The sequence below is a fragment of the Bacteroides faecalis genome, assembly GCF_003865075.1.
In the GTDB taxonomy this organism is placed as follows: domain Bacteria; phylum Bacteroidota; class Bacteroidia; order Bacteroidales; family Bacteroidaceae; genus Bacteroides; species Bacteroides faecalis.
The window spans coordinates 23,839-45,898 of the sequence record NZ_BHWB01000005.1 but is presented as its reverse complement, the minus strand read 5'-3'; the positions used below and the strand labels follow the sequence as shown (position 1 = coordinate 45,898).

The 22,060-nt window shown below is 43.1% G+C and carries 20 protein-coding genes and 2 pseudogenes; 12 read left to right on the top strand and 10 right to left on the bottom strand.

Annotated features, from left to right (window positions below):
- Positions 1 to 389 precede the first annotated feature (389 nt).
- The 7 genes from EJF25_RS10015 to EJF25_RS09985 form a co-directional block, all read right to left on the bottom strand.
- Positions 390 to 4,391 carry an Eco57I restriction-modification methylase domain-containing protein gene (locus EJF25_RS10015; RefSeq protein WP_125041096.1) on the bottom strand — a complete coding sequence of 1,334 codons (4,002 nt, stop codon included), beginning with the start codon at positions 4,389 to 4,391 and terminating at the stop codon, positions 390 to 392.
- A 6-nt stretch (positions 4,392 to 4,397) separates the two neighbouring features.
- Positions 4,398 to 5,414 carry a restriction endonuclease subunit M gene (locus tag EJF25_RS10010; protein WP_125041095.1) on the bottom strand — a complete coding sequence of 339 codons (1,017 nt, stop codon included), beginning with the start codon at positions 5,412 to 5,414 and terminating at the stop codon, positions 4,398 to 4,400.
- A gap of 281 nt (positions 5,415 to 5,695) precedes the next feature.
- On the bottom strand, positions 5,696 to 6,904 hold the full coding sequence (locus EJF25_RS10005) for a tyrosine-type recombinase/integrase (protein WP_125041094.1): 1,209 nt from the start codon (positions 6,902 to 6,904) through the stop codon (positions 5,696 to 5,698).
- 1 nt (position 6,905) lies between these two features.
- Positions 6,906 to 7,550, bottom strand: coding sequence for a hypothetical protein (locus EJF25_RS10000; protein WP_125041093.1), 645 nt, complete (start codon positions 7,548 to 7,550; stop codon positions 6,906 to 6,908).
- Between the two features lie 2 nt (positions 7,551 to 7,552).
- Complete coding sequence (locus tag EJF25_RS09995; protein ID WP_125041092.1) at positions 7,553 to 8,476, bottom strand: relaxase/mobilization nuclease domain-containing protein; 924 nt, start codon at positions 8,474 to 8,476, stop codon at positions 7,553 to 7,555.
- Positions 8,473 to 8,862, bottom strand: a complete 390-nt coding sequence (locus EJF25_RS09990) for a plasmid mobilization protein (protein WP_125041091.1) — start codon at positions 8,860 to 8,862, stop codon at positions 8,473 to 8,475. The genes EJF25_RS09995 and EJF25_RS09990 overlap by 4 nt, the downstream gene beginning before the upstream one ends.
- Before the next feature lie 208 nt (positions 8,863 to 9,070).
- Positions 9,071 to 9,589 carry a DUF3408 domain-containing protein gene (locus tag EJF25_RS09985; protein WP_125041090.1) on the bottom strand — a complete coding sequence of 173 codons (519 nt, stop codon included), beginning with the start codon at positions 9,587 to 9,589 and terminating at the stop codon, positions 9,071 to 9,073.
- Positions 9,590 to 10,004: 415 nt separating this feature from the next.
- Between EJF25_RS09985 and EJF25_RS09980 the strand changes: the two genes are divergently transcribed.
- From EJF25_RS09980 to EJF25_RS09970, 3 genes and pseudogenes are all read left to right on the top strand, one after another.
- Entirely contained in the window at positions 10,005 to 10,316 is a 312-nt protein-coding gene (locus EJF25_RS09980; RefSeq protein ID WP_022199349.1) for a helix-turn-helix domain-containing protein, read from the top strand.
- A 53-nt stretch (positions 10,317 to 10,369) separates the two neighbouring features.
- Positions 10,370 to 10,676, top strand: a pseudogene (locus tag EJF25_RS09975) (helix-turn-helix domain-containing protein).
- 89 nt (positions 10,677 to 10,765) lie between these two features.
- Complete coding sequence (locus EJF25_RS09970) at positions 10,766 to 11,011, top strand: hypothetical protein (RefSeq protein WP_117589642.1); 246 nt, start codon at positions 10,766 to 10,768, stop codon at positions 11,009 to 11,011.
- A gap of 11 nt (positions 11,012 to 11,022) precedes the next feature.
- On the opposite strand, the gene EJF25_RS09965 is transcribed toward EJF25_RS09970, so the two are convergent.
- Genes EJF25_RS09965 through EJF25_RS09955 form a run of 3 tightly spaced genes read right to left on the bottom strand, consistent with a single transcriptional unit; the run spans position 11,023 to position 13,882 of the window.
- A complete protein-coding gene (locus EJF25_RS09965; protein ID WP_125041089.1) occupies positions 11,023 to 11,397 on the bottom strand; it encodes a virulence RhuM family protein in 375 nt (124 codons plus the stop codon).
- Positions 11,398 to 11,418: 21 nt separating this feature from the next.
- A complete protein-coding gene (locus EJF25_RS09960; protein WP_125041088.1) occupies positions 11,419 to 12,639 on the bottom strand; it encodes a site-specific integrase in 1,221 nt (406 codons plus the stop codon).
- Positions 12,640 to 12,652: 13 nt separating this feature from the next.
- On the bottom strand, positions 12,653 to 13,882 hold the full coding sequence (locus EJF25_RS09955; RefSeq protein WP_125041087.1) for a site-specific integrase: 1,230 nt from the start codon (positions 13,880 to 13,882) through the stop codon (positions 12,653 to 12,655).
- A gap of 278 nt (positions 13,883 to 14,160) precedes the next feature.
- On the opposite strand from EJF25_RS09955, the pseudogene EJF25_RS09950 reads away from it, so the two are divergent.
- The 9 genes and pseudogenes from EJF25_RS09950 to EJF25_RS09910 form a co-directional block, all read left to right on the top strand.
- A pseudogene (locus EJF25_RS09950) lies at positions 14,161 to 14,346 on the top strand (tyrosine-type recombinase/integrase); the annotation flags it as partial.
- Between the two features lie 314 nt (positions 14,347 to 14,660).
- Positions 14,661 to 15,014 carry a methylation-associated defense system helix-turn-helix domain-containing protein MAD1 gene (mads1, locus tag EJF25_RS09945; RefSeq protein ID WP_125041086.1) on the top strand — a complete coding sequence of 118 codons (354 nt, stop codon included), beginning with the start codon at positions 14,661 to 14,663 and terminating at the stop codon, positions 15,012 to 15,014.
- Positions 15,011 to 15,610, top strand: a complete 600-nt coding sequence (locus EJF25_RS09940; protein WP_125041085.1) for a BT4734/BF3469 family protein — start codon at positions 15,011 to 15,013, stop codon at positions 15,608 to 15,610. The genes mads1 and EJF25_RS09940 overlap by 4 nt, the downstream gene beginning before the upstream one ends.
- The gene (locus tag EJF25_RS09935) at positions 15,561 to 17,363 is read left to right on the top strand and encodes a DUF3987 domain-containing protein (protein WP_125041250.1); all 1,803 of its coding nucleotides are present in this window, start codon (positions 15,561 to 15,563) and stop codon (positions 17,361 to 17,363) included. The genes EJF25_RS09940 and EJF25_RS09935 overlap by 50 nt, the downstream gene beginning before the upstream one ends.
- A 95-nt stretch (positions 17,364 to 17,458) precedes the next feature.
- The gene (locus EJF25_RS09930; protein WP_200832898.1) at positions 17,459 to 17,833 is read left to right on the top strand and encodes a MobC family plasmid mobilization relaxosome protein; all 375 of its coding nucleotides are present in this window, start codon (positions 17,459 to 17,461) and stop codon (positions 17,831 to 17,833) included.
- Positions 17,817 to 18,716 carry a relaxase/mobilization nuclease domain-containing protein gene (locus tag EJF25_RS09925; protein WP_125041084.1) on the top strand — a complete coding sequence of 300 codons (900 nt, stop codon included), beginning with the start codon at positions 17,817 to 17,819 and terminating at the stop codon, positions 18,714 to 18,716. Before EJF25_RS09930 ends, EJF25_RS09925 begins: the two co-directional genes overlap by 17 nt.
- A complete protein-coding gene (locus EJF25_RS09920; RefSeq protein WP_125041083.1) occupies positions 18,716 to 19,363 on the top strand; it encodes a hypothetical protein in 648 nt (215 codons plus the stop codon). The genes EJF25_RS09925 and EJF25_RS09920 overlap by 1 nt, the downstream gene beginning before the upstream one ends.
- A gap of 295 nt (positions 19,364 to 19,658) precedes the next feature.
- Positions 19,659 to 20,807, top strand: coding sequence for an adenine-specific methyltransferase EcoRI family protein (locus EJF25_RS09915; protein WP_125041082.1), 1,149 nt, complete (start codon positions 19,659 to 19,661; stop codon positions 20,805 to 20,807).
- Entirely contained in the window at positions 20,804 to 21,970 is a 1,167-nt protein-coding gene (locus EJF25_RS09910) for an HNH endonuclease family protein (protein ID WP_125041081.1), read from the top strand. Before EJF25_RS09915 ends, EJF25_RS09910 begins: the two co-directional genes overlap by 4 nt.
- Positions 21,971 to 22,060 lie beyond the last annotated feature (90 nt).

The following is a 22,060-nucleotide window of genomic DNA, read 5'->3' as shown; positions in this document are numbered from 1 at the left end:
AAGGAGGCTGTAAGAGAGGCAAAGAAACATTACAGTAATGTTGACGGATGTTTCTTTTGCTGTCCTGAGGCACATACAAGGTAAAAAATTGATGAAATGAACAAAGAGTGGCATACAACACCTAAGTGTACCGTAGCGGAAACGGTAGGTCACCGCATAGTATTAACTGCAAAATTCAGAATATGGCAAAAACTGTAGAAAAAGGCAGGAGTGCAGAAACTGGTAAATTTGTATCTATCGAATACGCACAAAAGCACCCGAGCACAACTGTAGTCGAAAAGGTCAAAGTAGGGCCAACAAAACGTAGAAAATAATTATTTAGGATGTGCCTAGACGATGTGAATCGTCTAGGCTTTATTTTTTCAATCCAACTATCACACAATCGTTTGTCATTCTTTTGAGTCAAGAACATCTTGTATATAATGTTGATTCCTGTCATCAATACCAAACAATTTATAAAGTTGAGCATTCACATCCCCATTATAATCAATGACGCCATTAGTGTCAGTGTAATCCAATAAGTCTGGAACTTTCTTAGCCAAAGAGGTCAAAGATTCGTCAGTAAGTAAGAAGGCAAAACGGATTATCTCACTTGTGGCGTATTTGAAGAAGTTCTTGGCTTCTTGTTCTGTAGCAAATGTTTTCAATGCTACACGAGAGCGACCAAATGCACTATGGTCATCTACGATGGCGATTTGATTACTACGCTTTTGTCCTCCAGCATTAGCACTTGAAACAATGACTTTCCATCTGTTTAAATGTTCACGCCCTGTTGTGATAACATCTTTATTTGCTATGTACCATTTGGCTCTACCACTCTTTCCTGCTTTGTCATTTGTGAAGAGTTTTATTTCTGATTCAGGGTCATAATTGTCACCTTCGTGATAGTCTCTCACTAGCATAGGATTCTTTTCAACGAAATCACTTTCGATAGAAAACAGACTACGAGGTAATATGGCATCATGTAAACATCCATATTTTATAATAGCGCAATTCAAAGAATCTGTGATTTCATTATCAAGAGGATTCAAAGAGAATAATTCTTCTTTCGGATTATTGGCTTCAATCGTCACCTCCTTACCTTTTTTAGAATAGACGTATCTAAATCCATTACTCTTCTTTTGCGTATCTTTCATCACTATAGACAAACCATCAGCGATTCCAACTTCTTTGAATACATCTGTTGAATCAGGGAAGAATTTCAGAAAGCACAAATGTGGATCGTTTATTTGTGACATACCAAACTGCTCCAGTCCTTTTCCGGAACGATGAATCCATCTTGCTCCGGGATAGATAAGAGAAGTGTATCTACCTAATCGGTCGCTTATTGTTTGAAAGTATTGGAATATACTAACACTAACTTTTTGCCCATTTGCAGTTTCCTTTTGTGCAACAACCTCTTGATATGGCGGATTACCCACTATCGCATTGATTTTCATATTCTTTATTTCTGCTCTATCCGTAATGAATTTATCTACCTGCTTGATGAAATGTTCCGGTTTGTTCTTGATTTGATTGATTAAGTCCTCGAAGTATCGGGTGTTTACCTTCGCTTTGCGGAAACCTATAAGGGTGCGTTTGGTGATGCTCTTTGCCATCGGAGTTTTGCAGATGACAAAGATGTTTTCAGCCACTACCTTGTCCCAAATGCGCTGTTCATCCTCAATACTAGACACCGAAAACAGGGAGTCCTTGAGCCTTGCACGGTAAATGCTGTATGCCATGTATAGAGGATATAATCCGGATTTGGAGTTGATTTCAAGAATCCGGGAATCCGGGGCGAACACATTAGCTGTCACTTCGCCACGGTCAATGAAACGAGGCTCGGATAAAGTGGTTTCATAACCCTTTTCAAAGAAGTTATATCCTCCCAGACAATCGCCAAGGTGCATATTGACGACACGCCAAGGCGTGAGCACCGTTTCCTTGTCGGGATTGCGGAATGTGCTGAATATATCCGTTATACGCTCGATGCGTTCCTCCACACTAAGTTTGTCTGCGGCACGGGCCATAGCACGGATGCGTTTGCCTGCCGCACAGAATATCTCCGGGTCATAGTATTTCTTGATGCTGTTGAACTTCTGTTTGGTTACGCCCTTGGGCATGAACTCCTCCCACGACTGCGGGTCGATGAGCGAAGCGAAGTTGTCAATGGTTATCTCTTGTGATTCATCTTGTAACTCTGCACCGTAGATAAGCAATGGCATACGGATGGAGATACCCCGAAGAATGGAAATGGCAGCCTCGCGGTTGTTCTTTTTCTTTTTCAATTCTTCAAGACGTTTCTTCTCCTCTTCCGTCAAAGGTTGCTTGTCCTTGCCTCTCTTCTTGGATTTCTTTTCAAGGTCTTCAAGTTCCTCGTATTGCTCATCGGTCAGTCCTTGGTTGTTGATGTCCACCTGATTGGTCTTTGGCATTGCCTTGGTCTGGCCGATAATCTTTTTCAAGTCGTCAAACTCCTGCAATTCCAAGTCGTTGAGCTTCATCAACTCGTCATTATACAGGCTCCTGTCCTCGAAACCGTTGCGGACAACCCTTTCCACATAAACACGTTTGAGTTGCTCCAACATTTTGGGTACATCGAACTGGCTCATCTTGGAGCCTTCGATGGAGATAATCGGACAGAAGTTCAGGAACTCGCCCATAATCTTACGGTCATTGCCGCTGGTTTTTCCTGCCTTGGAAGAAATCTTTGCTGTCTCGGCAATGACTTTCAGTGTTCTGTCCGGCGCAAAGTCAAACACATAACACTGTTCCTTGACTCGTCCATTGATGGTGGCAGGTGTCTGCACACGGAAGATGGTCTGCATATAACTTGATGCGGCTGTATTATAAGAGCCAGACAACATGAACACACCCGTCCACGCCTTGACACTGACACCCGTGGTCAATCGTCCGCAAGACAAAGTAATGGTACGGGTGGCATCAGGGTCTTTGCCGATGGCTTCTTCCACCGCAGCAAGCGCATCCTTGCTCTCTTCGTCCTCGTCACCGTCTCCTGCCACATTCACCACCTTGAAATGCTGGAATACAGGATGTGATTGCAGTAAAGCACTCATGGCGCGAGCCTCTTTCACACCTGGCAACATCCATAGCGTATGACGGAAAATGTTACGGTATTCCTCGTTGGCAAACGGATAGCAACTATCCTTGTCCTCCTTGGAGATAAGATTCAAAAACGCCTTCACATCCTTTTCATGAATAAAGTTTCCGGCTTCATTGACCCGAAAAAACTCGCGGAAGTTGAAAGCCACATCTTCATCCACGAACTCATGGAGTAACCGTCCAAGGTCGTAGGTATAGATGTTCATCGTAGGTAGAGAGGCGTATGGATTCGGATCACCGAAATGGGTCAAATCCCATGAAGCCTTTGCCCGTTGCTCCATCACATAGTCCCAGGTATAAATCTCGTCCTCCTTGAAGTCGTCCAACAGGTTGAACGGAGTGCCGGAAAGACGCAGTATCTTGGTGTTTGCTTTAGTCAGTTCCTGCATGACAGCCTTGCCGAGTTCAGTCTGTGTCCCTTCGTGCGCCTCGTCCACGATGATGCAATCCCAAGCGGTGGCAAACACCTCATTGTTCTTGTCGAAGTTGCCGCCCACAAGTTCAGAACCGCGCAAATCCTGCATGGAAGCGAAATAGACATATTGGCATTTACCCTGCTTCGCTCTCGCTTCAAGTGAAGCATGGCTGTCACCATTGTTCTTTGAGCCGTATGCAAAACAGGGACAGTCATAGAATATCTTGCCGAAATCCTCGAACCAGCCGCTATCCACCACAGGGCGATGTGTAAGAATCAAAGTGCGACTGAAATCCATACCCTTCACCACTTGCAATGCCGACAACGTCTTGCCAAAACGCATCTTGGCATTCCAAAGCATCTGATTACCCTTCTTGAATTGTTTCTTGGTCTTTTCAATGGCTTCCCGTTGTTCCGGGCGGAATACAATCGGAGTCTGGTCGTGTGAAACTTCGGCGGAAGAGAGCGATTCCCGTCCCTCCTTTACGGCAACTATTGCCCGTTTGACAGTCTCAAGGTCGGTAATAAACCACTCGTTGGCTTTGTTCTCGGTATCGAATATCTTTTTCCTAATGCCGGAACGTTCCAGAACGCTATGCACTTCCTTGTCGTTGAAAGAGCACAAGCCCTTTTTGCTGTTGTATATCGTCAGTTCCGTATATAAGAGGTCGTATGCGATACCAGCCGTCTGCGTATATTGGTTGATGCGTTTCTTCGCGTACTCGTTGAGAGCCTTGCTGTTCGGGGCAAGACCGAAAACATTGTCATTGTCACAAGTGGCCTCGCCCACTTTCAGGCATCCCCTATGTGCGGCATCATCGATGCGGAACACATATATCAGTTTTAATTTTAGTGAAGATGTGAATTTCATACTGCACTATTTTATGAGGTCGATAAATCGGATTCGTTTTCCCATCTTTCCCGTTTTAGGGTCTTTGGCCCGCCAGTCCTTGATTTGGCAATAGATACCGTTGTGCCTGCGGATGTCATCTTTCTGACAGCCTTCGCATTGACTGACTTCTTCCCTTGTCCCGAACAAATCAGCTACAACAGTCCGGCGCTCACCGCAGCTGTTCGGGATGACACCTTTAAGCCCGTCCATCTGCCAGACGTTCCATGAAATGATGTAGGCGATATAATTGATGGATTTCAACAAGGGTCGCTTGCCGAACTTTTGTTGATAGTATTCGATAAAGGAGATAAGCATGGATTCACGGGCAATCAGCAAATTGTCACCTTGCCATTCGTAAGCGTATATACTTTTGTACGCTTCCTGCGCCCACTCCAACCATTCGCCGGAAGTTTCCGTGTTTTCGCCAACTACCCGCAACTTACGGTCAAGCAAACCAATGCGTTGTTCCAATGGAATCATCTCTCCGGTGGTGGTGTCGTATCGGCTGACGATATAGGGAGCTTCTCCACAAGTGATTTCTAAACGAGTATCACGCACATAATCTTTCCAAGTCTTACCTTCGGGAAAGGTTATCGGATTCGAATTGGTATGCCAGCGATGGTTGCCATCTTCATCCGTATATTCCGTATTGAGCACATCCTTTCGTCCGAACCATGCTTCATCAATCAGGTTGTTCTGTGCATTGCATATCCATGACGGAGTGAACACCTCCGCCATATCACGGGAACGTGCAGTCTGTGTGTCACGGCTTTTCAGGACACGCGGCATGATGATATGGCCGTTGTCCCCGGTGATGAGATGCGAGAAAATAGGAGCATCGTATTCATACTCTTCACTCAGGCTTTCATAATCAGAAGTCGCCCAAAAGATATTGCGCTGAATACCCTCCTTGCTCATGGTATGATCTTTGAGCAGGGTGTTCAGCAAGTCGGGCGAAAGCCTAAAGATACTATCTTCCAATATGTCAACTTCAACGGGCATTTTATTTCAAGTTTACGCCCGTCTCTTATAGAAATAAGGGAAAAAGGTTCTTCTCTTACCAAGAGACGGATATTACAATGCAAAATTACGCAAAATAATGATTTTTAGGATATAAAACGCTGAAAATCTTACTTATTGCCATGCTTTTGTTTTGCGAGGAATATCGGATGTTTTGCGAAATTATCCATAAAGAGGGAAAAATACAACTCAATATCAATGGAATAAGGCAACTCATCCGTCTCTTGGTAAGCGTTGGACTGATTCGCAAAACATTCATGACTTTACAGCAAATCCAGTATCTTCTTATTGGCTTTATCCACCACTGTAGTATCTAATGATGCAAGATAAATCTGCGTGGTGTTCTCGGAATCATGCCCCATTCCTTCACTGATGACAGAGATAGGCACATTACGGCTCTTGGCAACACTTGCCCATGAATGTCGTCCGACATACATTGTCAAGGGTATCGGCAAATCCAGCTGCTTCCCGATTTTCTTCAGCAAATGGTTCACCAGATGAAGTTCGTTGGTATATTGTTTCCGATAATCTGTGTCCCGTTGTGTAATAATGGGTAAAAGATACTCTGTTTCGTTTATCGGATATTTGTCAAGAATCCCTTGCATACACTTTTCCCATTTAATGAATAGTTGTTGTCCTGTTTTGCGTCTGCGATAAGAAAGAATCCCGTTCTGCAAATCCTTCTTCCTCAAATAAGCCATATCAATGAACGACATTCCTCTTGTATAGAAACAGAACAGGAACATATCACGCGCATAATCAAGATTGGGCTTCAACGACAAGTCTAATCCTTTGATGCGTTTAAGGTCGTTGAGCGATATGGCTCGCTTCATGGTTTTCTCCACTCCTGTATAAACGGACTTGAACGGATGCCGTTGCTCGGTCAATCCGTCTTCCACCGCACGGTTATAAACCGCTTTCAGGATACGCATATAAAAGGATATGGTATTGGGCGTATTTCCCCTGCCTTTCAAATAAGCCTCGTACTCAGCAAACAAATCTGCGTTAAGCTGGCCAAACAAGACCTCCTTGTCATTCATAAAACCGCTGAAACGCCTGAGAGCGGCAGTGTAGGTTTCCGAAGTACGTATCTTCCCCAAGCGTTTCAGCCTTGCTATCTGCTGGCTGATGTAAGCGTTGAACGATAATTCTTGCCTGTTGTCGTGAAAGCGCATGACTATATCATCCGTCACAAATGTGCCGGACTGGGATAACGCATGTATAATCTTGTTCAGCCTGTCCTTGTCCCACTTGATGCGTGAACCGATTGAAAGTAGATAGTTGTTCCGCTCTTGTCCTGTTGATATATGATGTAAGACAACCGTTTCGGAATGGCGGTCCCATTCCGAAACGAAAAGTTTATACTCGGTGTTTATCTGTCTGACCACACGATTGTGGATGACCTGATAGTGGAGTGTACCCTCCCTGCCGTTCACGGTGGAGGGACGAAACTTGACCTTTACCGATGCCATATCAATCGGATTTTGATTTGATACTCTCCTGCATCAGGCTGTCGGAAACCGCTTTCAGGGATGTTTCATACCCATCAGCCTGCTTCCGTATCCACTCAATGGCCTTCTCGTCTCGGTGGATGTCAAACACCTTGTTCAACCAAAGCAAATCATTGGCATCACATCCACCCCAAGAGCGGATAGCACGGAACCTCAACGCATCATCGGAATACTTCCTATTGGACTGCCATTGCGAGATATTGCCCCACAGGGATAAGGCACATGCCACACCCAATCCCACAACGAAAGAAAAAACCTTGCTTGACTTGATGTCAAAACTATGCCGGTGGATATGCTCCTGCGGTTGTGGCTCTTGTTGCACACCTTGTTCATCCTGCGACTTCTTGATTGTATCAAGGTGATGCAGTATCAGGGTGGAAATCTGTGCGTAAGCCTTCCAGTGCTTATCCAACAAGCCCTTAATTTCTCCAGACTGAGCTTTTGCCGTTTCCACAATAGCCTCCTTAATTGGAGATAAATCCGGTTCATTATTTTCTATTTGTGGTTGTTGTCCTGCCACCTTGGGCAATGCTTCCAGCTTGCCATTTATGCCTTTTAAGGCGGTCTTGATTTCCTCAAAGAGGATGAATACATTGTTGTCTGCCATGATTACCAGTTGATTTTACGTTGTTTCTTCTTTTTCTTGTTTTTCAGATACGGGTCGTAAGGTTGTTGCTCCTCCGGCATATTGGTTGGTGTGAACAAGCCTAATGAGCCATTGATAAGTTCGCCGCCGACACTTGAAGTCGGGCTTATTTCTTCCCGATTAGTCTGCGATTGAGTTTGCATCTTCCACTCCCCGTAATTGTTGCGGTTCAATGCCGCATCAATCTTGGAGTAGCTGAATTGCCTGTCCACCTTTGAACCGTTGAAGCGATAGCCGTTCATCGTAAAGATGACACCTTGAATTTCAGTCGTCTGTCCCTTATATTTGAACTGCACATCTACGCCTTGCCGTTCTAATCTTTCAAGCAGGGTATTCCAAACCTTGCATCTGCTGACCTCCGTCTTCAAGATTTGGTACAACTCATACCTCGTCTTATCCGGCTCACGCAATCGGTCTGTCTTCACTTGCTCCTTGCCATTGGCAAAATGAAGCCCGTACATCTTGGTAAGTTCCTTACAGATACGCTCGCTGCGGAAGCGGTCGTTCCTGTCGGATATGGTCTTGCCATTATTGTCGATGCGGTTGAACGCAATATGCACATGCGGATGCTCCTTGTCAAAGTGCCGCCCGATGATGTACTGTGTGTTCTTGATACCCATCCGTTCCATATACTCACGGGCAATCTGCGCCATGACTACGTTGTTCAGTCGTGGCGCATCTTCCTTAGAAAAACTCAATGCGATATGCCCGACAACCTTTGTTACCCTCGGATTCATCTGTGCTTGCCCGATAAATCCTTGCGCTATCGTGTCGTTATTTTCCAGAAATAAACCGTCCGCATCTATGATTTGAGTACCCTTCTCATCATTCAGGATATAGTAAACCACACCCTTGAAGTCCGAGCCTTTCATGATTTTTGCTATCATAGGCGTATTCGGTTTACAAGATTGTCTATCTCTATCATCAGTGTGCGGCAGGGAATAAACACGGAGGCGTACCCTTCCGCATTCGCCTTTCGTGCCAGTTGGTTCAGATTGTTCGCCATACCGCAGAGTTTGCGGATAAGTTCGCCATGCTCTTTCGATAGCCGTTCTTTCACACTGCCTTCTGTAATGCAACTACGAATGAATTCACTGGCAGAAACACCTGCTGACTTCGATTTTGACTTCAACAGGTAGTAGTCTTCCGTTGTCATCTTCACCGTGATACGGTATTTCAGTTTCTCGGTGGCTCCTTTGACGGGACGACCTCCCTTGTTGGCTCGTTCCCGTCTGTTACCTTTTATATTATTCTTTCTTTTTTCGTTGTCCATGATTTTCTATTCTTTAGTTTAATCACTGATTGTAATAATTGTGCATAAGATAGACCAACGGGATGTGCCTTCCCTGCGAGGTTTGGAGCGGGGCAAGTGGTTTCGGGCTGCCCGAAACATAAACTTGCCCCTCCAAACTTCGTTACAAGTGATTTAGAGCAACCCTGAAAGATGCCCTAAAGACACTCGGTCGGTCTTGTCTTAATTCCTACAATTTACGCCATTGCTCGATGTCTTCCCCGTAGGCTTCCATGTGCTGACGGGCGAGGTTCTCAATAAGCCCTGATACACTCATGCCACGTCCACCAAGGCGGCGCACAATCTCGTCCAACCTGTCACGAACCTCCCCACTGACAAACACGGGCTTGCGGTCGGCAATCTTGGGCACTCGCAGATAGGTGGCACGGTATTCGTCCAATGACAGTCTGCGCTGTTTGCTGCTGATACGTCTGGCGACAGTTCGTTCCACGGTAACGTTATCCGCCTCTGTTTCCCTTGCCTCATTGTCTGACCCTGCGCTTGTTTCCGGCTCAGTTACCTGTTCTGCGGATGTTTCCGGCTTATCCAATACAGGAAAGAGATTGCCAGCTTCCATAACAGTTTTTTGTTCTACTGCTACGGAAAAACTGTCTTCCTGTTTGTGTTCGGGCATGGAAGGCATATAGTCTTCCAATTTGAAGTTCTTGAACGCTTCATCGTTCTCGATGTTTTTGAATTTCTTACTCATTGTCGTTTCTTGTTAAAGTGAATACTTGTTGGTCTGTATGCGCATAGTTGACCGTTTGTCGGGAGCAAAGTAAGAGGCTTTAGTTCAGGCAGTCAAGGACTTGGATTCTGTTAGGCAATTTTGTGTAGTTTTGCCTTATGGCGGTATGAACAATGGTGCAGACTTCTTCGATTTGCCGGATATGAATCACAGGAAGAACAAAGATGTATTTACGGGTAAATTTGAATTAAGCCCTTATTTTGTTCTTGGCATTCTTGCTAAAATCCCCAATTAAGATGATAACGATAAATAGTACCCTGGACAACCTATGCCATACCGGTGCCACATGCTTCCACTTTTAGAAAATCCATTGTCGGATAACTGATTATATATTCCTTTGCGGCAAAAGAAACAATAACATCAAAGAATAACGTATATGGAAATCGTATCTATCGAAAGAAAAACCTTTGAGGCGATGGTCGCCAAATTCGACCGCTTCGTCCACCGTATGGAAGCAATCTGCCAGCGGCACGGCGAAAAGAGAATAAGTGAGTGGATGGACAATCAGGACGTGTGCCGGATGCTGAACATCAGTCCCCGCACGTTGCAGACTCTGCGGGACAACGGTACGCTTGCCTACTCACAAATAAACCATAAGACGTATTACCGTCCCGAAGATGTGCAGCGTATCGTTTCCGTTGTGGAGGATAGACGAAAAGAAGCGAGATTCAAAGGACGGACGATATAATCTCAGTGCAATAAATAAAGTATAATAACAATACCCGCTAAATCCAAAGTAACATGAACGAATTGATTAACAAAGACAACGAGTGGATAATCCACTTCATGGGCAGCCTTGACCGTCTGCTGGACAACTACGAGCGCCTGACCGCCAACTACCGCCCGACATTGGGCGGAGAACGTTTCTTTACCGACAAAGGAGGTTTCAGCACGACTGAAGGTAAGTCGAAGAACACTTCAAGACTACCGCAACGAAGGACGGATAGCCTATATCCAATTAGGTGGCAAAATCCTCTACCGTGAATCCGACATAGAGAAGATGCTAACTGACGGCTACCGCTCCGCCTACCGACAGAAGGCAATCTGATTTTCTTGAAAGAGTGCAGTTTGCCGTCTGCCCTATAATTTGCGGTAGTAATGGACTTGACAGCAAAAAGAAAAAGGAACGGTTTACGGATGAAGCATCAAGATTCCGCTTCGTCTGTTAGCCGTTCCTTTTCTTTGTCTTCTGATTTCCCGTCAGTCGCTTGTTTCCGTTGCCGGATGCCTTTCGAGCGTATGGTCGGCAGAGGCAAGGTTTTCGGGCTGAATACGCTCCGCAGGAGGAAGATTCTGCCCGAAACGGCTTTGCCGCCTGACCTTGCCACTGCCATCAGTGCCATGCGCTACCTTTGCATCCGAGCATCGGGAACAGGTGACTGATGGGATGAACCTCAACTATACCATAGGTTGCTTCCTCTGCCACAGGATACAAACAATGTTATTGAGTTCTCTTTCTTAGTGGCGTAGATTTCATTTATCACAAACCGTCTGAACAAGATACTTTCTCTACTGCATATCCTGAATGCAATGGCTATAACCATTTCAAAATTATAAACATCATAACTGATACCATCTGGTTGCTTGATATATTTCATCGTATCACATTCGTTTAACTCCTTATTCCTATATATAGCCTGAATCGCTTTACGGATGCCACAAGAGAATACTCCAAACAGGTCGGCGATTTCGAATTGTGTCATCCATACGGGTGCGGTCGGAATAGTGACCATACCCGCTTCACTGATTGTGATTATACCTCTATCCATAATATATTGTATTGACATTGTTTAGTTACTTTGGTTTGTCTTTTCGCCGGTAGATTGTTTCTTCCGGCGTTCCATCAGTTTGTCCATATCCTTTGAGATTTTGTCATCGGTTATACGTGCATATCCCTGTGTCGTCCGAATATTGGAGTGCCCCATCATCTTGGCGATACTCTCTATCGGTATATCCGCTGAAATAAGGAAAGTTCCGAAACTATGTCGGCTTTGGTGGTAGGACAAGTTATCCTCTTTGCCTATGATTACACCTAACTCATGAATTTCAAACCACAAGGCGTCACGGTTAGGAAGCGGAAATACGGGCTGTTCGTCATCGGCCGTGTTGTACAGCGACAATATCTGTTCCGCTATGGGATGCAGGGGTATGAACGCTTCCACCTTTGTCTTCTTGCGGTTGATACGGATATACCGTCTGCCCTCCGCATTCATCCCGATGTGGTGGGGATGCAACAACTGTATATCCACATACGCCAATCCCGTCAGGCAGGAGAATATGAAAGCCCGTCTCGCCAACTCCAGCCTGTTGTCATACATCGGGGTGGAAAGTATCTTCTTGAACTCATCGCGGCTGATGTATCTGTGCTTTGCCTCCGGTTTGGTTTCATATTCCAACTCCTCGCAGGGATTCACTCGGATTATCTCCTTATCGACTGCCAGATACAACAGGCGGTTCAACCATCGCAGACAATGGTTGGTCTGAGATGCCCCGAAGTTCTTGCATCTTTTCAGATATGCCTTATAAGATTTGCCGAAGTCCTCTGTAACTTCTTCAAAACAGATGTCCTTTTTACCCGATGACACAATATAGTCTGTCAGGTACTTCTGGTAATACATTGAACTTCGATAGGAGGAGGTTGAATCTATTTCCTCGGAGTGTTTCTTTAACCGCTCCCGTTCCCATTCTCCCATTTGCAGGAGGGTAGTCGGATGAATGTTGTTTTGGGTGATGTGGCTCTTCAACATCTCTGCACTGACTACACCTTGCGATTTCAGTATTTCCTCGTATGCTTCTGAAATGATCCGGAGATATTCCTGCAAGCGGTTGTTTTCCCTTGTGGACTTTATCTCGTTCTTCTTGCCATTCCAATCTTCGGGACGGCAATAGATACTTGTGCTTATGACCGTCTGTTTCCCGTCAATGGTTATGCGGCAGAGAACGGCGGTCGTACCGTCAGCCTTTACCTTGCTGCGGTTGATATAGGGTAACAGTGAAAATGTACTTCGCATATCGTTTGCCGTATTAAAGGGTAAGTTTGAAATCCTCGGTAGCTTTGATGAACCTGTCCATGTCCTCAAAGAGTTTTTTCGGACTGACACGGGCGTACACCTGAGTGGTGGAAATATCGGAATGCCCCAACATCCTACTGATGGTCTCAATCGGCACACCAGCTTCGAGCGTAATCAGCGAGGCGAAACTATGCCTCGCCTGATGGTAGCACAGGTCATCCTTGATGCCTGCCAGTGCCGCCAACGCTTTCATGTGCCTTCTAAGATTGGGCCAGCGAAGTAAAGGAAACAAGGTTTCTCTGTCCTCACTGCTATACTTATTGATAAGCGCAATTGCTTCGGGCAATAGTTTTACACTAGCACGGAGTTCGTTTTTCTTTCTGCGGTATTTCAACCATAATGCCCCGTCCCCGTCTGTCTGCAAATTAGCATGGGTAATCGAAACGACATCCGCATAAGATACACCTGTGTAACATCCGAAGAGAAACATATCCCTTGCCAGCATATGGGATTTGCGGTATGCAGGTATTTCCACGTCACGAATTTTCTCGAATGATTCACGGCTCAATGCCCGTGGAATCGTTTCCGTTTTCTTCGGCAGGGTAAAATGTTGGAAGTGGATTTTATCGGCATGTCCCTCTTTATAAGCTAGACGGCAAATCTTCTTAAGTATGGCAAGATAATGTCTGGCAGTATCGATTGCCTGTCCTTTATCTTCCGTGACAAATGTCTGATAGTCGTGGATGAACTGTTCCGTCAGTTGCCCGAAAGCCAAATCCTTGACCTTGTACTGATGCTTGATGAACTCTCCGAGTGCCAGCCGCATATAGTGATAGCCGGGATAAGTACTTTTGGCACGGTCAATACCGATACGTGCCTTGATGTCATCACAGACAACATCGGTCATTTTCATAAGGGTCATCTGCGTTTCCATGCTGCCTTGAAAAAGGTCTTTCACATCGGTGGCATCGAAATCAATTTTGCGTTCCACAAGATTGTCGAATGCCATGTTTACCGCCAGTAGCAACTTGTCAATCTTGGCATTAGTCTCCACCGCCTCGCGGCTCTTTCCGTTCAGACGGCTTTCACGGGGATTCCACAATTCGGGAGTGCAGGACAACTTGCATCCGAACTGTGCCATCGTGCGGTTCACTGTAATTCTTCCCATTATCGGGGCTTTGCCCGACTTGCCCAGTCCGCTCTTTTTGAGGTAGAGCAGCACCTTGAATTTTTCTACTTTCATACGCTTATATTTTAGGTGCAAAGTTACTTGCCACATAAGCGTTCCTTGATAAGCAAAATGCTGAGTACGAGTGCAAAGAAAACGGTGAGGATTTCTTTTCATTGCTTTCCGTTACCTGTTCTCGTTCCGGTAACTGCCCGGCTAACGGTCTGGTAACTGAACAACCTCAATATTACGTTGTCATTTGCATTTTCTCAATTTGGCAAAATACTGAAACAATGCTCATTTCAAACGGTTTACGTTTAATCTTCTTCTGTCTGCTTTTCCTTGCGTAGCCTATCACTTTCCATTGTGGCCGCCATAGCTACGCTTCGCTGTTGCTGGAAAATGGAGTTGACATATATACCATCAAGTCTTTGATGGGACATACTAATGTCAAAACCACGCAGATTTATACGCATATTGTAAACGAACAAAAAGAGAAAGCCGCCAATACGCTGCATATAGACAATTTGGATTTATAGGTTGTGGTGGAGGCTCCCACCTCTGAGCACCAACGACTTATGTGATACCTATCATGTATTTACCACCGTTTACCCCTCATGAAGCATCGGCTTTTTGAGGGGTATTTTGTAGTATTGAGGCTTTCGGTAAGGAATGTGTTAGTCCCAATAGTGGTTTATTCTCCTTTTATTATGGCTTCCAATAAATTCTCGTATTAATGAAACTTAAATCTGTCAGTGGTAAATGAGCGGTTGATAGGTGGCGGTCAAGCACCTATTTAGCACCTATAAGCATCCCTATACTTTTGCGGCATAAACTTTAATACGAAGAACAAATGGCCTATAAAGTAAATTCATTGGAGGAAATGCCGAATGCGTTGTCCTACCTGATTGAGTCCGTAGAAGCACTGCAATCCAAAGTGAATGCCTTGCAGCATAAACAGGCAAGTAACTCACCCAAGTGGATGGATATAGACGAGCTTTGCGCTTATCTTCCATCACATCCAGCCAAGCAAACGGTTTATGGATGGGTATCAACCAAACAGATTCCCGTACATAAAATAAATAAGGCATTGGCTTTCTTGCAATCGGAAATTGATGATTGGCTGAAGAACAAATCGTATAAGACACAGGATGACTTAATGGAAGAAGCCAGACGATTTGTCGAATCTAAAAAGATTATCAGATGATGGAAACGACAGATTATTGCTTTTCGTTCTTTCGCAAGCCCATTCAAAACATCGAGTCGATAAGGGCGGTAGGCATTGTGGATATGTATCGTTATATCATAGGGCATTATGCCCAACCACAAACCGAAGTCCTGCGGTTGATGATGTCTTCTCCCGAAGCCAAAAAGTACAAAACCACCCATTTCGACTATTGTACTTTTTCGGGATTATTCCGAAAACGGAATGAAAAGGAACTGATTATGCACTCAGGGTTGATGTGTTTGGATTTCGATCATGTGGATAACATAGGGGAGTTAAAACAGCAACTACTCAACCATGAGTATTTTGATACGGAACTGTTATTTGTCAGTCCATCCGGTAATGGATTGAAGTGGATAATACCTGTTGACTTGAAAGGCTGGGAACATTCCCGGTACTTCAAGGCTGTTGCCAACTGCATCAAAGCAACAGGTTTGCCATTAGTGGATATGTCTGGCAGTGATGTGGCTCGTTCATGCTTCTTATCCTACGACCCACAAGCATATATTAACCATAAATACAAAGATGATGTCGAAGAAAATATTTTCCGCCCAAGATTGGGAGAATGTCCCTTCTGAAATACAGCAAATACATACGCCAAGTATTGCCCCTATATATAATAAGGTGGAGGATGATGTGGAAAGTGTTGTTCGGGAGATAGAACAGTGTGCCATTGATATAGCCCCTCATTATAAAGATTGGGTGGAGTTGGGCTTTGCGCTTGTGGATGGATTGGGAGAGAACGGGCGGGAGTATTACCACCGCATCAGCAGGTTTTACCCTACCTATCAAAGGGAAGAAACGGATAAACAATATACGCATTGTCTGCACTCCAAAGGGCAAGGCATTACTATCCGTTCTTTCTTCCATTTGGCAAATCAAGCCGGAATCTCATGGGCTCCGTTCAGTAAAGAGCATTTATCCATTTTGCCAAATATCCAAAATGGTAAAACGGGTAAATGGATAAAATCAGAAGAAGAACTTCCTGTATTTCCTGAATGTGTGTTTGAGCATCTTCCTTCTTTTCTAAATGAGGTTGTCAATAATTCCATTTCAGTAGATGACCGTGATACGATACTGATTGGGGCTATTGTGTGTTTGTCGGTCTGCTTTCATAATGTTTGTGGCGTGTACGATGAACGTATTGTTTATCCGAATCTATATCTGTTCGTGGTGGCAGATGCCGGTATGGGAAAAGGAGCATTGACCCTATGTCGAGAGCTTGTAGCTCCCATCAATCGTAATTTGCATGAACTTTCCAAGCGATTAGAGCAGGAATATAAGGAAGCATTGAACGCTTACATCAAAGGCAAGAAAGATGGTGGAATGATTATGCCAACCGAACCGCCCATGCGAATGCTTGTCATTCCTGCCAATAGCAGCGCAAGCTCTTTCTTGAAGATATTGGGAGATAATGACGGAATCGGACTGTTGTTTGAATCGGAAGGCGACACATTAAGCCAGACTTTGAAGTCGGACTATGGTAACTATTCCGATGTGTTGCGAAAGGCATTTCACCATGAGTTGGTAAGTTTGAGTCGGCGCAAGGACAGGGAGTATTGCGAAGTAGCTAATCCGAGAGTTTCGGTAGCTTTGGCTGGAACTCCAGAACAAGTACGACGATTGATACCTAATGCGGAGAACGGATTGATGAGTCGCTTTTGTTTCTATATTATCCGCTTCAAACGAGGTATAAGAAATGTGTTTGCCACAAGTGACATTTCTCAATCCAAGAATGCCATGTTCAAACTGTTGGGAGATAAATTCTGTCATTTGCATGAGGAATTTGTACGGCAGGGTAATTATTCCTTTTCTCTTCCCTCTGATTTGCAGGAACACTTTATAGAATATCTCAGTCGGGTGAATGAGGAATGTTGTGACGAAGTGGATAACAAGATGCAAGGAGTAGTCAGACGGATGGGACTGATTGCTTATCGTATAATGATGGTGTTGACCGCTGTCCGACATTTGGATAATGTGATTCACAAATCTTCTTCTGACGAGACTGTACAATTGGTTTGCCATGAGTTTGACTATTTCATAGCCATGAGTATTTGCGACACCCTGCTTTATCATGCCGTATTCATTTATCAAAAAATGTTAGGAAATCAGTCTAAACGATTCAATACCGCTTCGCAAGAGACGGGCGTGTATGCACGAAGGAACACCCTTTATAATATGTTGCCTGACGCTTTCACAAAGAAAGATTATGATGCGGTGGTTTTAACTTTGGGCGAGAATGGAAGTACGGCAAATAAGTGGATAGAAGCCTTTATTAAAGATGGCAAGCTATGCCGGATAGAGCAGGGGAAATATAGGAAGATTTTTTGAGTGGCAAGTTTGTGTTTTAGTGCCACTAAAACCTATGGGGCAAGCGATAGACCTGCCACTCTCAAAAAAACAATTTATCAATATCGAGAATCAATATGAGTATAAAGGAAAAGAAACTTGGTGGCCGCCCAAAGTTGGCGAGCTATCAGAAACGTACCAAATGTTTTCGAGTAATGTTTACTGAAAACGACTACATTTATATCCAATCCAAAGCGGAACAGACAGGATTGTCTGTCAATGAATTTTGCCATCAGGCAGCAATGGATTGTCAGGTCTGTGAGCGTATCAGTCCGGAAATGGTATCGGCAATTCGTGACCTTTCCGGTATCGCCAATAACGTCAATCAGATTGCCCATCAGATGCACATCTATGGATTGGAAACAGTCAAACAACAGTGTTTTTCGATTATCTCGGAAGTTAGTAGAATTATCACCCAAGTAAAGAATACCTGTCATGATAGCGAAGATTAAAACAAGAGTTGATTTCGGAGGTATTGTAAACTATGCCAACGACCAAAAGAACAAGAAGAAATGCGCTACACTTTTAGCGCACGAAGGAGTATGTGCCATTAGCAATAAGTTGATTGCCGATTCTTTTTACCTTCAAGCATCCATGCGCCCGAAAGTAAAGAGTCCTGTGAAGCACGTATCACTTGCTTTCTCTTCGCAAGATATTAGCCGTTTTCCTGATAATGAAGAAGGGGATGCGCTTATGGTGGAGATTGCTAAGAAATGGATGGAACAAATGGGGATTCGCAATACTCAATATATCATAGCCCGGCATCACGACACGAAACATCCTCATTGTCATTTGGTATTCAATCGGATAGATAATGATGGTAATCTCATTTCTGACAGCAATGAAAGAATACGCAATGCAAAAGTTTGTCGTGCTTTGACTAAAGAGTATGGACTTTACTTTGCTCCTAAAAATAGCAAAGCCAGAAATAAGAGCCGTTTGCGTCCTCATCAATTACGGAGGTATAACCTTCGTTCCTCAGTGCTTGATGCACGTGTAAATTCTCGTTCTTGGACTGACTTTATTAGTACGCTCAAAGGTCAGGATATAGATATGCGTTTTAATCATGCTGAAAACTCTGATAAAATTCGTGGTATATCCTTTTGTATGGATGAATTTAGCATTGCAGGCTCTAAGCTTGACCGTGATTTGAGTTTCAACAGCCTTTGTGCTACATTGGGTGATGTAACTGCGGAACTGATTATTCAACCTCATCAAGCTATAACTCTCGGTGGAGGTGGAGGAACCAACAATGAACAAGGATGGCGAGACGACAAAAACAAGGATAACCCAAGAAACGAACCTTTCTATAAACCCTCAAAATGTAGAAGATAATGAAAGAAGATGTAGTATCTGCAAATCTTGCAAATTTGCGCCAAAGTGTCAACGAACTGAAAGAGTGTATTGAAAAACAGAATACTACAGTTCTTAAACCAGAACAATCTGTAAAAGTGGACTTTGACGAAAAGATCATTTATAATAGAATCGCCAAAAGTTTCTGTTCCTGTTGGAATGATGCGTTATCAGTGGTGAAGAAACATATCTGGAAGCAGCAACCTGATACATTGCCGTTTTCGCTATGGTTCCCGAAGCTTATTGAACTATTCAAGCAAAAGTCTAAATTTCTTGAATATCTTTATAGACACGTTTGCGATTACAATCTCAATCGTATGACTATTGAAGCAAATACCGATTACATATTAAAGCGGCAGGACGAGATACTTACAAAAATTAATGAATTGAAAAGCCTTGTAACCGTTATTCCACCCAATATCAGTGGGATGTTTATACATGGATATCATATCAAGCTACGATATGTTGTGGTCTTCGTTGTCGTTATTCTAATGTGGACTGTTGCTGCTTCTATTAGTAGTATGAAATATAAGGAAGAATCCTTTGCACATTATTCCATGTATCGGGTGGTGAAAGAACAGCATCAGTACTTGATGGAAATAAATTATGCTAAATCTAAGACTAAATGAACAATGCTATTTTCACCCTGCGTTTTTGAATTTTGATCAGATATTGCGAGATAGCCAAAGAAAGATGTGTATATGGAAATAAATTCAGGTTAAAGTCTGTAGCTAAATATTTTTCGTCTGCTTGACTGCTGTTTCAGAATAATTTGATACCTTTGTATATAGATAACAGCAAAATCTGAAAATGACCAGATGACAGACAAAGACATACGGTGTATACCGAATTAACTTTGAGACTCCTGAGTAGTCGTTAAGGGCTTTGGTCAGCCTTCAGATGCTATGAGGGAGTTTTTATTATATGGCAAACGAAGATTTACGAACAGCCCAACAAGGCAAAAATGATGAGTTCTACACTCAGTTTCATGATATAGAGGTAGAAATGAACGCATATATCGAGTATAATCCCGATGTGTTCCGTGGCAAGACAATTCTATTGCCTTGCGATGACCCAGAATGGAGTAACTTCACAAAATTCTTTGCTCTTAAATTCGAGGAGTATGGGATTAAAAAGTTAATCTCTACCAGTTATGCCCCTGAAAGCAAGAAAATGATTTTAGGTGATTTGTTCTCAGAATATGAGCAGTCTTCGCCTCAATTTGATGCAGACAAATCCAAAACTCATGGTAAGATTTTTATACTTGATAAAGATCTTAGCGGTGATGGACACATCAATATAGATGACCTTCATTGGGATTATCTTAAAGGGAGTGGTGATTTCCAAAGTGCAGAAGTTACTGCGCTACGCAATGAAGCGGATATTATAATTACAAATCCGCCGTTTTCATTGTTCCGTGATTTCCTTGCTTGGATTGTTGAAGCCAACAAGCAATTTATTATTATTGGAAATATAAATGCCGTTTCTTATAAGGAACCTTTTCTGTTGATAATGAAAAATTTAATGTGGCTCGGTTCTACTATCCATAGCGGTGACCGCGAGTTTGAGGTACCTCAAGATTATCCCATAAAAGCAGCAGGATGGCGTATTGATGAAAAAACGGGGCGAAAGTTTATTCGTGTTAAGGGTGTTAGATGGTTTACAAATATAGACCATGGACGACGACATGAACCACTTCCATTAATGTCCATGAATGACAATCTTCGTTATAGTCGGCACAAAGAACTGAAAGGAAAAACAGAGTATAACCGTTACTTCAACTATAATGCTATTGATGTCCCATTTACTGATTCTATTCCATTTGACTATGAAGAAGTTATGGGTGTTCCTATAACTTTTCTTGATAAATATTGTCCTGAACAATTTGAAATCTTAGGGTTAGGAATAGCAAATTTAGGTCTACAATCGGGTGTTAAACCATATACCTCCGAACATAAAAAATATCGTAAAGAGGTACAAAGAAGAGGTGCTGTTGATGGTGATTTATATATGATACAAAATAATGAAGTTGTTGTTCCCTATGCTAGAATCTTAATCCGCAAGAAAAAATGATAGCTAAACTACATACAGAATGGACTGTACGTGACATTTGCCAAGGATTTATCTATAATGAATATGAAGGCAAAGGACTGTTGGGGTTGAATGGAAAACTTACTATCCAACCTAAATACCAACGTCACTATATTTATAATGACGGTAAAAAAGATGTTGCAGTTATTGATTCGCTGTTGAAAGAATATCCCCTTGGACTAATTTACTTCAATAAAACCAAGGATGGTCAGTTTGAAGTTCTTGACGGACAACAACGCATCACATCGTTTGGCCGTTTTGTCACAGGAAAACTCACAATACTGTTTAATGGAAGAGAAACCGATTTTACTGGACTTCCGGAAGAGAAAAAAGAGTTGGTGCTTAATTCAAAACTTGTTGTCTTTGTATGTGAAGGTGAGGAAGGGGAAATACTTGAATGGTTTCAAACGATTAACATCGTAGGGGTCAAACTTAACGATCAGGAAAAGAGGAATGCTGTATTTTGTGGACCGTTTGTTGATGCCGCAAAAGCGGTTTTTAGTAATACACTAAATGCCAATATTCAAAAATGGTCGCATTATATTCGTGGTGATGTAAAACGACAGGATTATCTAGAAAAAGCACTTCAATGGATAAGTAACGCTAAAGGTGTTAGCGTTGACAAATATATGAGTTGTTATCGCTACAACACATCTATTGCTGAATTGGAATCATATTTTAACTCTGTAATTGATTGGATTGCAGGTACATTCCAAATGGATGATTATATGTGTGGACTTGAATGGGGACGACTTTATGAAGAATATCACTCCAAGCATTATGATTTAATCCAACTTAATAATAGAGTACGTGAATTGCTTTTGGATGAATCAATTGGTAAATGTGGTAACATTTACGAATACGTACTTGGTGGTGAGGCAGAGCCAAGACTTTTGGAAGTTCGAATTTTTGAAGATTCTACGAAAAAACTTGTGTATACACGGCAGACAGCACTAGCAAAAGAGCAAGGCATTTCCAACTGCCCATTATGTGCGCTTAGCAATGATTCAAATCGCACACGTATATATAAAATAGGAGAGATGGATGCTGACCATGTAACTGCTTGGAGCCGTGGTGGTGCAACTTCAATAGAGAATTGTCAAATGCTTTGTAAAACTCATAACCGTGCAAAAGGGAATAAATAAAAAGTGATTGCAACTATTAAAAATGATGACATTGATGTCATGTTTTAGAGAATTGGATTTTGGTGTTTCTGCCGTCCAAATAGTTTATAA